Source organism: Winogradskyella immobilis, from assembly GCF_021887715.1.
Lineage (GTDB): Bacteria > Bacteroidota > Bacteroidia > Flavobacteriales > Flavobacteriaceae > Winogradskyella > Winogradskyella immobilis.
Window position 1 is genome coordinate 1 of the sequence record NZ_JAIQXX010000026.1, and the last position, 15244, is coordinate 15244.

The 15244-nt window shown below is 29.9% G+C and carries 15 protein-coding genes and 1 other RNA gene; 10 read left to right on the plus strand and 6 right to left on the minus strand.

Going from position 1 to position 15244, the window contains the following annotated elements; genetic code table 11:
* The first annotated feature begins 360 nt into the window (after positions 1-360).
* From K8Z87_RS13055 to K8Z87_RS13080, 6 genes are all read left to right on the plus strand, one after another.
* Positions 361-1572: a DUF3089 domain-containing protein gene (locus tag K8Z87_RS13055; protein WP_227478023.1), complete on the plus strand. Its 1212-nt coding sequence runs from the start codon at positions 361-363 to the stop codon at positions 1570-1572.
* Positions 1573-1803: 231 nt separating this feature from the next.
* Entirely contained in the window at positions 1804-3183 is a 1380-nt protein-coding gene (locus K8Z87_RS13060; RefSeq protein WP_227478024.1) for a S41 family peptidase, read from the plus strand.
* Between the two features lie 79 nt (positions 3184-3262).
* Positions 3263-4510, plus strand: coding sequence for a serine hydrolase domain-containing protein (locus K8Z87_RS13065; protein ID WP_227478025.1), 1248 nt, complete (start codon positions 3263-3265; stop codon positions 4508-4510).
* Between the two features lie 116 nt (positions 4511-4626).
* Positions 4627-5091, plus strand: coding sequence for a nuclear transport factor 2 family protein (locus K8Z87_RS13070; RefSeq protein WP_227478026.1), 465 nt, complete (start codon positions 4627-4629; stop codon positions 5089-5091).
* A 171-nt stretch (positions 5092-5262) separates the two neighbouring features.
* On the plus strand, positions 5263-5766 hold the full coding sequence (locus K8Z87_RS13075; RefSeq protein WP_227478027.1) for a hypothetical protein: 504 nt from the start codon (positions 5263-5265) through the stop codon (positions 5764-5766).
* Positions 5767-6033: 267 nt separating this feature from the next.
* Positions 6034-6639, plus strand: a complete 606-nt coding sequence (locus tag K8Z87_RS13080; RefSeq protein ID WP_227478028.1) for a peroxidase-related enzyme — start codon at positions 6034-6036, stop codon at positions 6637-6639.
* Positions 6640-6642: 3 nt separating this feature from the next.
* Here K8Z87_RS13080 and K8Z87_RS13085 read toward each other — a convergent pair whose 3' ends face one another.
* The 5 genes from K8Z87_RS13085 to K8Z87_RS13105 all read right to left on the minus strand — a co-directional run bounded on the left by K8Z87_RS13085 (position 6643) and on the right by K8Z87_RS13105 (position 11358).
* Positions 6643-7191 carry a 1-acyl-sn-glycerol-3-phosphate acyltransferase gene (locus tag K8Z87_RS13085; RefSeq protein WP_227478029.1) on the minus strand — a complete coding sequence of 183 codons (549 nt, stop codon included), beginning with the start codon at positions 7189-7191 and terminating at the stop codon, positions 6643-6645.
* A gap of 1 nt (position 7192) precedes the next feature.
* A complete protein-coding gene (locus K8Z87_RS13090) occupies positions 7193-8275 on the minus strand; it encodes an iron-containing alcohol dehydrogenase family protein (protein ID WP_227478030.1) in 1083 nt (360 codons plus the stop codon).
* Positions 8276-8448: 173 nt separating this feature from the next.
* A complete protein-coding gene (locus tag K8Z87_RS13095) occupies positions 8449-9150 on the minus strand; it encodes an HAD family hydrolase (RefSeq protein WP_227478031.1) in 702 nt (233 codons plus the stop codon).
* Between the two features lies 1 nt (position 9151).
* The gene (gene kdsB, locus K8Z87_RS13100; protein ID WP_227478032.1) at positions 9152-9880 is read right to left on the minus strand and encodes a 3-deoxy-manno-octulosonate cytidylyltransferase; all 729 of its coding nucleotides are present in this window, start codon (positions 9878-9880) and stop codon (positions 9152-9154) included.
* 47 nt (positions 9881-9927) lie between these two features.
* A complete protein-coding gene (locus K8Z87_RS13105) occupies positions 9928-11358 on the minus strand; it encodes an ATP-dependent DNA helicase (RefSeq protein WP_227478033.1) in 1431 nt (476 codons plus the stop codon).
* Positions 11359-11520: 162 nt separating this feature from the next.
* Here K8Z87_RS13105 and K8Z87_RS13110 point away from each other — a divergent pair, with 162 nt between their 5' ends.
* From K8Z87_RS13110 to rsmD, 3 genes are read left to right on the plus strand one after another with little or no spacing between them, the layout of a single operon-like run.
* A complete protein-coding gene (locus K8Z87_RS13110) occupies positions 11521-12246 on the plus strand; it encodes a hypothetical protein (protein WP_227478034.1) in 726 nt (241 codons plus the stop codon).
* Between the two features lie 3 nt (positions 12247-12249).
* Complete coding sequence (locus K8Z87_RS13115; RefSeq protein ID WP_227478035.1) at positions 12250-13053, plus strand: DUF3822 family protein; 804 nt, start codon at positions 12250-12252, stop codon at positions 13051-13053.
* On the plus strand, positions 13053-13595 hold the full coding sequence (rsmD, locus tag K8Z87_RS13120) for a 16S rRNA (guanine(966)-N(2))-methyltransferase RsmD (RefSeq protein ID WP_227478036.1): 543 nt from the start codon (positions 13053-13055) through the stop codon (positions 13593-13595). The genes K8Z87_RS13115 and rsmD overlap by 1 nt, the downstream gene beginning before the upstream one ends.
* 42 nt (positions 13596-13637) lie before the next feature.
* Here the strand turns inward: rsmD and rnpB are convergent.
* Positions 13638-13970, minus strand: an RNA gene (gene rnpB, locus K8Z87_RS13125) — RNase P RNA component class A.
* Between the two features lie 201 nt (positions 13971-14171).
* On the opposite strand from rnpB, the gene dnaX reads away from it, so the two are divergent.
* Positions 14172-15244, plus strand: a 1073-nt coding sequence (gene dnaX / locus K8Z87_RS13130; RefSeq protein ID WP_227478037.1) for a DNA polymerase III subunit gamma/tau, incomplete at its 3' end; no start/stop codon positions are given.

Sequence of the window (15244 nt, forward strand, 5' to 3'; positions counted from 1 at the left end):
CCGTGTATACTAACCTTATTTCTCTCTTTTGTTCTTTCTGATTAATATATCTAATGTAATAGATTGTAAACTTAAGCCGTATATAATTTATTGCTAATACTCGTCTACTTACGAATCCCGATAGCTATCGGGACTCGCGGATTTTCTATTCGGTTTGTATTTGCTAAATTAGCTGCTAAAATGCTCAACGAAATCATACACAAACAAGTTAGCAATAATTAAACTCCATTTTCGTTTAAACACAACTAGTAGAGATTGTTATAGCGCAAAATCATGTTAACTATTTATATGAAAATAATTTGAAGTATTATTAAACCTTTTAAACTAAAAAAAGTCAAAGAATCATCAAAACCCCAAGAAATGAAATATCTCTTGACGTTTTTACTACTGTTTTTTTTTCTCTCTTGTTCATCAGATCAAGACGTACAACAGCTTGAGCCTAATGTTGTTGAAATTCCTGTTTCAACCATTGACTATAACAGTATAGATAATTGGTATTTTCATCCCAATCAATCTTTTAATTTTTTAGAAACTTATGATTTAGATATTGCTGTAATTGATGAAAATTTAAGTATTAGTTCCAATATTGAGATTAGTAATAATGTTACTGTAAATACTTGTATTGATGTGTTTTGGGTACACCCAACTCATCTTAATAATCCGCCTAGAGTTCCGGGTACCGTATCCATTGATAACCAAGATACAAATTTTATAGGTCTTTCTATTTTGGCTCAGGGAGCGTTATTGGCAAAATATGGTCGTTTTTATGCTCCAAAATATAGACAAGCCACGCCTGCATCCTTCTTAAGTCCTTTTCATACAGAAGAAGAAAGAGCCGTAGGTTTATTAGAAGCCTATTCTGATATAAAGGCATCTTTTCAAAATTACTTAGACAACCATAATAATGGCAACAAAATCATCCTTGCTGGGCATTCGCAAGGTGCATTTCTTTTAGCCATGTTAGTTAGAGATCTATTTGACACTAATCCAGAGCTGCGAGAGAAATTGGTGACAGCTGCATTAGGAGGAATGGGATATGTTTATTCCTCCGATAATTCAACGTTAGGTGGTTGGTGGCAAAATATAGGGCTTTGTAAAGTTACTAGTGAATGTGGTTGTGTTCATTTTTGGAGAAGTTATGAAAATGATTTGGCGATACCTGAACCAAACCCAACCCTTCCATCGTATAGCGAGACTTTAAAAAATAGTGGATTGGTATTTCGTACAACTGATGAAAATAATGACACTTTTTTTCAAGACAATTTAATTTTTGACACTCAAAGTAGTCCATTACGCTATATAACACCAGGAATTCGGTATAATTTTAGTAATGGTGCAAATTTTGTAGCTTTTGATAATATGTACACAGGTCGTTTTAAAAGAGAATCTGCTATAAAAACAGGTTTGGCTGTAGATTATATCGCTAATAGTACAGACCAACGACCTAATGAATTAGAAAACTTGGTAAACCCTAGTTCCTTTCATGTTGGTGATTATCACATTAGAGATTATCATATTTATATTTGGGCTTTGTTACAGCAAATTGATGAAAAAATTAATACTTGTTTATAACAATAAAACACCTAGAAATAATATGCCTTTTTTATATCGTTTAATAAAATTTAGAAATTTGTTTAAGAAAAAACTATTGCTAACACTGCATATAATTTATTGTTAGCACTCACCTACTTCTGAAAATTTTTACAGGTTTTCAGTTTAACGTGTACTTTAAAAGCCAATACTTAAACATGTAATTATTTGTAAATTAAATTATTACATTTAGTTTTATTTGAAAATTACAAAATGAAATTAAACTATTTCTCATTCATATTAATCGCAATATTGATATCTCATTCTTGTAACGCTCAAAAACAAGAAATTGACAGTCGACTTTACGGTGTATGGAATTCAATTGGTTACGGACAACAACTAGAGGTTTCTAAAAAGAATATTTTAATACGTGATACTTACAAAAGCGGATGTAACCTAAATACAAAGCTATCAACAGCTTATTTAGAAGAATTTTGTACCATAAATAAATTGACAAAAGACAGTCTACAGATAAAAGTAGGCTTAACAAATTACAACTTCGTTCGCTCTGAAAAATCTTCTATCTGTAAAAAAAGTAAAAACAATCCTCTATCTAATTTTGATGCACTTTGGGAAACCTTTAATGAAAACTATGCTTTCTTTAATTTACGAAGAGTTGACTGGAACAAACTAAAAAACAAATATCGTAATCGATTATCAAAAAAAACATCAGATTTAGAACTTTACACTGTTCTAAATACAATGATATCAGAATTAAGTGATGGACATGTATCTATTGAAATACCAGACTCATTAAAAGATAAAATTGAAGACAATGATGAGGACAACGATGATTTACGTAGCAAAGTGATTAACTCTTTAATTAAGAATTATATTCCCAACTATAAAACATATAATAAAGGAATGATAAATTGGGGATTTATTAAAGATAGTATTAGTTATATTCAGTTTAATGACTTTGAGGATTTAGCGAATTATAATATCTCTAACGATTTAACTACCGAAGAATTTGATGAACATTATTGGGAAAATGCAGATGAAAGTTTAAATTATACTAAAGATGTTTTAACCAGTTTTAAAAAGCAAATGGCAATCATTTATGAAGATATCAAAAACACAAAATTTTGTATTATAGATGTTCGATTTAATGGAGGTGGATTTGACCAAATTGGATTAGAAATTTTAAGTTACTTTACAAATAAAAAAAGAATTGCTTTTTCAAAAAAGGCGAGATTTAAAAACAGATTTACAAATACCCAAAGCATTTATATTGAACCAAACGGACTCAACTACAATGGAAAACTTTATCTATTAACAAGCCCTCAAACAGCAAGCGCAAGTGAAACTTTTGTTTTGGCATCTCAAAACATAGAAAGCGTAATACGAGTTGGTTCAAATACAGAAGGAATTTTATCTGACGTACTTTCCAAAAGATTACCAAACGGATGGGAATACGGGCTCTCAAACGAGATATACGAAAATGCAAATGGAAAGAATTATGAAATGAATGGAATACCGTCAGACTATAAATTCAATTACAATAGAAATGCAAAGGAATTTTATATGAATTTACTAACAGAACTAAAGACCAATGACAAGGCTATTGAAAAAATTATTGAATTGAATAAATAAAAACTATATTTAGTTCTTGTAATAGACTCAGGTTAAAGAAAAAACGTATCATTAATAATATCTATTTTAAAGAAGGATAATGAACAAAATATTACTATCTGTTTTAGGAATTTTATTACTTATTTCCTGTAAACAAAAACCAAATTCAACAAAAAAGATTTTAGAAAACCAATCTATAAAGGATAGTCTAACGACTGAAATAAACAAGCTAAATAAGGAGTATTTTAACGGATTGGGAACTGCAATAGTTGATTCTTCTGGTTTTTTGTACAAAAAAGGGTTTGGCTTTTCAGATGTAAAATCTAAAAAGCCTTATACTGAAAATACGTTACAACCTATAGCCTCGGTTTCAAAGACATTTATTGGTTTAGCATTAATGAAAGCTCAAGAAAAAGAACTTTTAAATTTAGATGACCCTATAAACAAATATCTTCCCTTTAAAGTTCAAAATCCAAATTTTGCAGATGTAGACATAACTATAAGACATTTAGCAACACATACCTCATCAATAATTGATACTGAAAATTATATAAACAAATCCTATGTACTAAATGATGAAGTAGATAGCACATCAATAAATTTTAAGGATATTCCTCAAAGTTTTAATCCAAATCACACTAACATTCCTATATCTGAGTTTTTAGAAAACTACTTATCTACCAATGGAAAATGGTACAATAAAAATGTTTTTACAACAAACAGACCAAGTCAATTTTTTGAATATACTAATGTTGGTGCAACACTAGCAGCCTATATTATTGAAATTGTATCTAACAAATCATACGCGGATTTTACTATTGAACATATTTTAAAACCTTTAGAAATGAATAGTTCAGGTTGGAATTACAGAGATGTTAATTTTGAAAACGTTTCAACACTATATTCTAATCTCGAAACCGAATTACCTCATTATTCATTAATCACATATCCAGATGGCGGTTTTATAACAAACATTAATGACTTAGGGAAATACTTAACTGAATTGATTAAAGGCTATTCTGGAAACGGAACAATTTTAACTCAAGAAAGTTACAAGCAGCTTTTTAAAATACAATTAACTAATGAAAATTTTACAGAAAAAAGAAGTAAAACAAATCCTTATGATGATGAATATAATTCAGGTATTTTTATGGGGTTTTCTTCTTTTGGCAATATAGGCCATACTGGTGGAGACCCAGGAGTTTCCAGCTTAATGTTCTTTAATCAAAAAAATAAGATCGGGAGAATTTTATTTGTAAACACAAATATTCAAAGCCAAGATGGATTTGATTCATATTTTGGAATTATGAACAAATTAGATGAATATTCAAATAGGTTAATAGAATAAGGCCTACTTACAAAAATTGCTAACACCGGTTCGTTTCGCTCGTATGTCACTCATTTTCTAATTTAGTTGATAAAACCATATACAAATTGTTACTGCAATTAATAAATAGTAATTAAATGGACAACAAAGAACTAATAAAGAAATTTTACACATCATTCTCTAACGGAGATATTAATGGAATGCGAGAATGTTATCACAAAGATATTGTTTTTCAAGATCCTGTATTTGGAACATTAAAAAAAGAAAAGGTTAATAATATGTGGGAAATGCTATTGTCTAGAAGAACTAAAAGCACCAAAATTAATTTCGATAACATTCAAGCAAGTATAGAAAATGGAAGTGCTAATTGGGTCGCAGAGTATAACTTTGGAGAAAAAAACAGAAAAGTTATCAATAGAGTTAGCGCTAATTTTAAATTTAAAGATGGCAAAATAATTGAACATGTCGATACTTTTAATTTATGGAAATGGACACAACAAGCATTAGGTTTTTCTGGATATTTAATAGGTTGGACATCTTTTATGAAAACTAAAATTCAAAAAACTACAAACAAACAACTGAATGCATTTATAGAAAAATAATGAAAGTAAACAATGGGTATTAGTAACTATTTGTTCTGGCTTGCTTCTGAAAAGGCCGTAAAATGGAGAAGATTATGCGCCAAGAAAAGAAATTGTAATCTAGAATTTTTAACTTATAAGTTTTAAGGGAATTTTTCGACTACTTATAGGTATAACAAACACAAACAACATATGAAAACTTTATTTTCCGCTTTATTACTTGTTTTATCAATAAGTGTTTTTTCGCAAAACATGACTAATGCAAAACTAAAAGCTATTATTGAAGAGTCTAGCGATCAAATAGAAGGCAGTAATGGAAGATGGCAGTTCTCTATTAATCAAATTGTTTTTGTTGTACTTACAGACTCTACTAATAATAGAATGCGTATTATATCTCCTATAGCGCAAATGGCTGCTGTTGAAGACAAATATGTTAAAGCTGCTCTTATAGCTAATTTCCACTCTGCATTAGATGTAAAATATGCAATCTCAGATGATATACTTTGGTCTGCCTTTATTCATCCTTTAAAAGAATTAACTGATGAGCAAGTAAAAAGTGCTATAAGTCAGGTGTATTTTGCTAATGTTAATTTCGGTTCGACTTATGCAAGTACTTCTTTAGTTTTTCCCGGAAAAGAAACTGAGGGAGAAGAAGAGCCTAAGGAGAAAACACCTTTTGAAAAACGTAAATTCTAAATAAAAAAGCTACCTAATAATTAACACTTATACGGCAGCTTTTTATTACGGCAATGTTTCTTTCTAGGAACACAATGGTTTATTTTATGTTTCATTGCCTTATTATATTTATAAACAAATCTTATGCCATTATGCAAAAACAAAGGCATATCTCTAATAAAATTTGTGTTTTTTCGATAAATTATAAAAAATGACGTCAGGTTACTCAAAGGCACCACGACCAGAAATGTTAAGTCTAAAGTTTGCTTATAGATTAAAAGATAGAAAATGAGTTATATAAAAGTAATTAATTACAAAGAAGCTACTGGCAAGTTAAAAGCCATTTACAATAAAATTAAAGGACCAAACAATGAAATAGATAATGTATTGAGTATTCACAGTCTTAGGCCACATACCTTAGTTGGTCATATGAGCATTTATAAAAGCACTTTACATCATAGTAGTAATACATTCCCAAATTGGTTTTTAGAACTCTTAGGGACGTACACAAGCTATATTAATCAATGTGAATATTGTTACTTACATCATTATACAGGCATGAAGCGTTTTTTAAACAATGATGATAAAGCCGAACAGCTAAAGAAACATATAGAACTTGGATCTCTACAATCGTTTCTTAGTGAAAAAGAATACGCTATGATCGATTATGCGTATAAACTTACTTTAGATATAACTTCGGTTAACCTAAGTCTTATTAATGAACTAAGAATTTTGGGATATGATGATGGTGAGATTTTAGAAATTAATCAAGTGGTTTCATATTTTAATTATGCAAACCGTACTGTTTTAGGTCTTGGGGTTACTACTTCTGGTGAGACATTAGGTTTATCTCCGAGTAATAAAGATGATGAAAATGCTTGGGATCATAAATAAATATTAAGAATATTCAGGTATTTTACCAATAATACCTTCATAAAAAGAACGCATATATTTAAAATCGGCTTCCATATCATCTGTTGGATAAAATGGTTTTGAGATATGGTTTTGTTTATTTTTAAAATCTAGAGTAAACATTATAATTGGTACGTTAGCTGTTTTAGCTATATAATAAAACCCTGTTTTCCATTCTTCTACCTTTTTACGTGTGCCTTCTGGTGCTAGTGTTAACCTAAACTCATCTTCGTTTTTAAATAAATCAGCAATAGCTTCTACCTTATTTTGACCAGAAGTACGATCTAATGCTTTACCTCCTATAGCCCGAAAGTAATATTTAATTGGCCATTTAAAGAGTTCTTTCTTTGCTACAAAATTTGTTTTAACTCCTGTTATTTTTCTGAGGTATAAACCAATAAAAAAATCGTGCCAACTGGTATGTGGTGCCGCTATAATTACTGCTTTTTTTATTGTGTCTTGTGAAAAATTTGTATTGCCTATAATACCCCAGCCCAATAAATTAAAGTAGATAAACTTTACTAAGGCTCGCATATTACATTTTTTGGTATAATGCTTTTATTTTTTCTGGTGTCATTACTTGTTTCCAGTTTTTACCTAAGGCATTTTCCCATAATGGCTCTAAACTTAAAGCTACATTAATCATAATATCGAACTGGTAATCTTCTAAATCAGCACATACGTCTTGAGGTAATTCTATGCTATGGTTAGCTTTCATTTGTTTGAATAAATCTACTCCATCAGGGTAATATTCGTCTAAATGATCAAAAACGATACAATTACCAATACCATGTTTTATACCTAATAAGTAAGATAATCCATAACTCATAGCATGTGCTATTCCTACCTGAGAATATGCAATGCTCATACCACCGTGCCAAGATGCCATCATTAATTTTTCTTGAGATGCTTCTTTACTTAAGTGATCTCCTAAAAACACTTCTTTACACAATTGTAATGCCTTCTCACCATAGCTTTGACTAAACGCATTTAAATACGTTCCTGTTAAAGATTCTATACAATGTACAAAGCAATCCATGCCTGTGTAAAACCATTGATCATTAGGAACATCTTTAGTTAATTCTGGATCTAAGATAACTTGATCGAAAGGAGTATAATCGCTATTTATTCCTAATTTTTTATCTGGCCCGGTTAATATTGTAGTCCTAGATACCTCAGCACCTGTACCAGAAATAGTAGGTACTCCAACATGATAAACTGCTGGGTTTTTAATTAAATCCCAACCTTGATAATCTTTAGATTCGCCTTCATTGGTTAACATTAATGCAACGGCTTTAGCTACATCTAAAACTATGCCGCCACCAATACCAATTATTCCTGATGGTTGTTCGCTATATTCTAATATAATATCTTCTGTAAGTTGATCTATTTGAGAAGTTTTTGGTTCTTCATCTGTTGGTATATATATAATCTTGTCTTTGTAAGACAATCTTATTCTAGATGTTAGCCAGTGATTTCCTTTAAAGACATCATCGACAAAAAAAATGAATGGTGCATTGCGTCCTTGGCGTTTCGGTGAGATTAATTCATCAAGTTGATTGAAACTTCCTCGCCCAAAAATAATCTTGGACACCATTGGAAAATTTTTATAATTCATTTAATTTCTTTCTGTAACAAAAATATAAATACTATTGTTTTAATTCCTATTGATTTAAAAAATATTAAAACTTTTCTAAAAACTACTTTATCTTATTGTATATAAAAGCATAATTAATAGATGTTGTAATACGTGTTTATTGTTTATCGTTTTTTAATATTGAATCTATATTTCTATAAATATCTTGAAATATCTTTTATGGTTTTTAAAGTTAAATAATCTGATGTCGACACCGAGTTTTCAGAAACTGTTTCATGTTGCCATGTTGTATGAAATGGTATATGAATAGCTTTAGATCCAATCTCTACTAATGGTAAAATATCTGATTTAAGAGAATTTCCTACCATTAAAAAAACCTCTGGTTTTATATCTAAATGACTTAATAATTTTTTGTAATTAATAGCTTTCTTATCGCTTAATACTTCTATATGGTGAAAATACTTTAACAACCCGGATTTTTCTAGTTTACGCTCTTGGTCTAATAAATCTCCTTTAGTAGCTACTATCAATTTGTATTTTTTAGACAGTTGTTTTAAGGCATCTTCTACTCCATCTAATAACTCTACCGACTTATTAATCATAGTTTTACCAATATCTAAAATTTTTTCAATTGTTGAGCTAGATACAGTATTATTAGATAGTTTTAGTGCCATTTCTACCATAGATAGTATAAACCCTTTTACACCATAGCCATATAACGGAAGATTCTTTATTTCCATTTTATAGAGTTCTTGGTCTATTTTATTAGGCGTTTCAAATTGGGTTAACAATTTTGCAAACTCTTGTTCTGCAGCTCTAAAATAAGTTTCATTAACCCATAAAGTGTCATCTGCATCAAAACCTATAACGTTTATGTTGTTATAATTTGCATTCATTTTATTTCCAAAGACGTTTAGCTTTTTCTAAATCTTCTGGTGTATCAATCTCTACTCCTTCTACAGTAGTTTCTACCATCTTTATTTTTTTACCGTATTCTAAATATCTTATACATTCTATTTTTTCGGAAGCTTCAAGAAATTGCATTGGTAATACCGTGAAATCTAGTAAGGCTTGTTTTCTAAATGCATATATTCCTTTATGCTTAAAATATCTTGTATCCACATTTTTATCTCTTGGGTATGGAATTGGACTTCTAGAGAAATATAAAGCAAACCTATTTTGATCTACTATGACCTTTACTGTGTTAGGGTTAGAAATCTCGTCCCAATCTCTGATTTCAACCATTAAAGATGCTAGATCAATTGTTTTTTGATTATCATCCTTAAAAACTTCTAAAACTTTTTCTAAACTTTTACGTTCAGTAAAAGGCTCGTCTCCTTGCACATTAACCACAATATCACAATCAATATTAGCAACAGCTTCTGCTATTCTATCACTGCCAGATTCATGCTCTGCTATACTCATTATGGCTTTTCCTCCGTTAGAAATAATTTCATTATAGATAATATCACTATCTGTTACTACATAGACATCATCAAACAGATTAGTGGCTATTGTAGCTTCATAAGTTCTAACTATAACCGATTTTCCTGCTAAATCTTGCATTAATTTTCCTGGAAAACGCGACGCTGCATAGCGCGCAGGAATCATTGAAATAATTTTCATTGTAATTAATTTCTTAATTCAAAAATAAATGTTTGTAATGACAATAGCTATTCTACAAAAGAATCATTTTTAAAACCTATTAAATATAACTTCTTCTTTGCTCTTGTTACTGCGGTATACAACCAACGTATATAATCTTTATCTGGCCCGTTTGGTAAATAAGGTTGTTCTACAAATATAGTGTTCCATTGACCTCCTTGAGATTTATGACACGTAATTGCATAAGAAAATTTAACCTGCAAGGCATTAAAATGCTTGTTGTTTTTAACTCCTAAAAATCGTTTGTAATTCGATTTTTCATTTTCGTAATCTTTAGCAACTTCTTGGTATAATCGGTTAGAATCTTCATACGTTAATGAAGCACTTTCTGCTTCAATAGTATCTAAGAGTAAAACGGTTTCAAAAGGGCGCATTCTTGGATAATCTACCATTTTCACTTTAACTTCTGCAAATTTAAAACCATATAATTCTTGAATGTTAAAAATCTCTAATACTTCAATAATATCCCCGTTAGCTATAAAACCTGCTTCTGTTGTAGGTTTAACCCAAAAATAATTATTCTTTACAACCATTAGATAATCTCCTGTAGACAATTCGCTCTCATTAAACAAAATACGTTCTCTAATTTGTTTGTTGTAAAGGTTAGCGCGTTTATTACTCCTTACTATTATTGCTGTTTCTTCATAACCATCATTGCTATAAGCATCATTAATAGCATCCATAATTTCGTGACCATCAATGAGACGAACAATATCATTATATCTATTAACATTAAATTTAAAACTATCGTAAAATGTAGATTCTAAAACAGCTCTTAGTTCTGTAGCGTTTTCTAAAATACCAGAATCTTGTTCTTGTCTTACAACTTCGTCTAACTCTACGCTTGTTACGTTTTTATTATAGTTTAAATCTAATTTTGTTGCGTCTAAAGCTGGACTTAAATCTGATTTTACTGGAGGTAATTGTGCTTTATCCCCAATAAGTAAAAGTTTACATTGGTGTCCAGAATACACGTATTGCATTAAATCGTCTAAAAGTGATCCATTCTCGAAAAGTTTAGAATCTGCTGGTATATCGGGTATCATAGACGCTTCATCTACTATAAAAATAGTATTTCTATGCTTATTAGGCTGCATAACAAACTTAACACCTCCACCTTTTTCTTTTTTAGGGAAATATATTTTTTTATGAATTGTAAACGCTTCTTTTTTTGAATAATTAGAAATCACTTTAGCAGCTCTCCCTGTAGGCGCTAATAAAACTGCGCTTTTTTTACTGTGCCATAAATTTGCAACTATTGTACCTATAATGCTTGTTTTTCCTGTACCCGCATAACCTTTAAGAAGATATAATGCATTAGGTGTCTTATCAAAAATAAAATCTGAAAGTTGTATTAAAACAACATCCTGTTTTTTAGTAGGCTGAAAAGGAAACTTAGATTTTATAAGTTTATAAAATTCAGATGCATTTTCTATCATAGAATACTTAAAATATAGACAAGCAAGATAGTATTATAAGTTTATTTTAAAAGACAATAACTGGCAAGAAAACACAATTTGTTAATATTTTATTTATTATGTTTTTACGAACAAAAAAAAATTGTAGATTTGCGGGAGACCTAAAAATAAAAAAAACTAACTATGTTAAAAGTAATTATCGCAGTTGTTGCTATCATACTTGCTACTATTGGAATCGTATGGTTGATAGACAAATTTGTTCCTAAAAAATTAAAGCCCATAATAAATCTTGCCCTTTGGGGAATTATTATATTTTTAGGTTATATCACGTTTAACTCTGTATATGCTGAAATTGAATTCAATAAATTAAAGAATGAGCGTTACGAAGTTGTTATTGATCGTTTAATTGATATTAGAGATGCAGAAGTTGTATATAAACAAGTTAACAAAAAATATACAGATAATTTTGATCATCTTATTCGCTTTATAGACACTGCGCAAGTACCTATTACACAACGAAGAGATTCTACCATTTTAGATGAAGAAAAAACAAAACGGTTTGGTGGTATTGAATACTTTAAAACTGAAGTAATTGTTGATACATTATCTTATTACTCTGTAAAAGATTCTTTATTTAAAAACAAAGATTATAAAAGTATGATGAATGTTGGTGTTGGTCAAGAAGGTGCTAAGTTTAAACTAGAAGCTGGTGTTTTAGATGAGACTCCTGTGTTTGAAGCAAGTATTGATAAAGCTATCATATTATTTGGTCAAGATAAAAACCTTATTGATAAAGAAAAACAAACATTATCTGTTGATGGCGTTAATGGACCTAATCTTTCTGTAGGTTCTATGAACGAAGTAAAAACAACTGGTAATTGGCCTAAAAACTTTGGTAAAAAAGAATAAGTTTTGACAAAAACAAATATAAAAGACCTGTCCATTCAAGTTCATTTGAATGGACTTTCTTTTTGTATACTAAACCATTCAACACAAACTGTTGAGCATTTAAAATCAATCTCATTTAGTAATAAACTTCTCCCAAGTGAATTATTAAATAATTTGAAAGAGGAGTTAAGCACTGATACTGTATATTCTGATGAATTTAACGCTGTTCTAATTATACATCAAAATGAGTTAGCTACAATTGTTCCTAAAGATTTATACAATACTTCTAATAATGCCGATTATTTAAAATTTAATTCTAAAATTTTAAAGACAGATTTTATAACTAATGATGTTTTAGAAAATTTACCTGCGGTAAATGTATATGTACCTTACGTAAATATCAATAATTATATATTTGAAACATTTGGCGAATTTGTTTTTAAACATGCCTCTACAGTTTTTATAGATCATATAATAAACTCAACATCAAATTCTGATGAAACCGAAATGCACGTTAATGTTAATAAAGATGCTATGGAAGTTTTAGTCGTTAAAACTAAGAGTCTCTTATTTTACAATCGGTTTGAGTTTTTTACGCCTGAAGATTTTATCTACTATATCCTATTCACTATTGAGCAGCTTAACTTAGATACAGAAACCTTAAAGCTTAAATTTTCTGGTGTTATAAATAAAGATGACGAAAAATATAAGTTAACGTATAAATACATTAGGCATATAGACTTTAATATAATTGAAAAATATACTTTTAGTAATTCTATATCTAAAGAAGAAAAAGGAGCTCATTACATTTTATTAAATAGTTTTTAATGCGAATAATCTCTGGTTTATATAAAGGGCGAAGAATTACTGCACCAAAAAAGTTACCTGTTAGGCCTACAACAGATATGGCTAAAGAAGCGCTTTTTAACATTCTCAATAATCAATATTATTTTGATGATATATCTGTTTTAGATTTATTTTCGGGCACAGGAAATATCAGTTATGAGTTTGCTTCTAGAGGCACAGAAAACATTACAGCAGTTGATTCAAATTTTGGATGTATTAAATTTATCAATGAAACTTCAGATAGTTTTGATATGCCTATAAATACTGTAAAGAATGACGTATTTAAGTTTCTAGAAAATTCTAAATTAAAGCATACCATAATCTTTGCTGATCCTCCTTATAATTTTGATGTTGACGCATTTACTAAAATCCCTGAATTGGTGTTTAAAAATCAACTTTTAGAAGATCAAGGTGTTTTAATAGTAGAGCATTCTAAACATACTGATTTAAGCCATATCAATCAGTTTTCTTATTCTAAGAGTTATGGGGGAAATAGTTTTAGTTTTTTTGAATCTGTACAATAATAGATGAACTAAAAAAACCTTTTGAATAAACAAAAGGTCTTTTAACTACGTAAATCTATAAGCCGAATTCTGTATCAAGACAGTTATTGTCTTGACCCTTATCATTTATCTGCATTTACTATTACTAGTAAACTTTAGCTGTCTACCCTCTAACATTGAACGTGTCGCTCTTTCTCAATAGCTATCGAGGCGTTAGTTTACATGACATTGCACCACATAGAGTTTACCTGGTTTCACTACAGCATTACCTGTACATCCTTTCTGTTGCACTTTTCCTAGTCTTTCAACTGATGGCTGTTAACCATTATGTTACACTACGGTGTTCGGACTTTCCTTACCGACTCTTAACGTCGGTACGATAAGGCGATTTACTAATGGCAAAACTACAACACATAATTTTTAAAACATAATAAAAATAAGAATAGTAAGTATATAAGATTATCTTTTACATTAAAATAAATTGTTAATAACTCATATTAAATTTAAGCACTTATAAATGGCTATTAATTGGTTATTATTAAATTTGTAATAGGTTAAAAAAAAGCAATAAATCGCTGAATTTTTGACTCATATATTATGGAACATTTTATAGTATCGGCACGCAAATACAGACCACAAACCTTCAAGGATGTTGTTGGACAACAAGCAATTACCAATACGTTATTAAATGCTATAGAAAACAATCATTTAGCACAAGCCTTATTGTTTACTGGCCCAAGAGGTGTTGGTAAAACAACATGTGCTCGTATCCTAGCTAAAATGATTAACAGTGATGGAGAGACAAAAACGGATGAAGATTTTGCTTTTAATATCTTTGAGCTCGATGCTGCTTCTAATAATTCAGTAGATGATATTAGAAACTTAACCGATCAGGTAAGGATTCCTCCTCAAATAGGAAAATATAAAGTCTATATTATTGATGAAGTACATATGCTTTCTCAAGCTGCATTTAATGCTTTTTTAAAGACTTTAGAAGAACCTCCTAAGCATTGTATATTTATACTCGCTACTACTGAGAAGCACAAAATTATTCCGACAATACTTTCACGTTGTCAGATTTTTGATTTTAAACGTATTACTGTTACAGATGCAAAAGCATACTTAAAATATATCGCTGAAGAACAAGGAGTAACTGCTGAAGATGATGCATTACATATTATTGCTCAAAAAGCAGACGGCGCCATGAGAGATGCATTATCTATTTTTGATCGTGTGGTCAGTTTTTCTGGTAAAAATCTTACAAGGCAAGCCGTTACAGAAAACTTAAACGTTTTAGATTACGAAACCTACTTTACTAGCACTGATTTAATATTAGAAAATAAAATTCCTGAATTATTAATTCAATTTAATACCGTTTTATCCAAAGGCTTTGATGGGCATCATTACATTGCTGGTTTAGCTTCTCACTTTAGAGATTTAATGGTCTGTAAAAACCCTGCTACAATAGAATTACTAGAAGTCGGGGAAGATACAAAGGTCAAATACATGGCGCAATCGCAAAAAGCAACCAATACAGTTCTAATGAAAGGTATTGAGCTAGCAAATGATTGTGATCTAAAATACAAGACTAGTAAAAATCAACGACTCCTCGTTGAGTTAACACTTATGCAATTGGCCTCTATCACTTTTGATGGAGAAAAAAAAAAAAA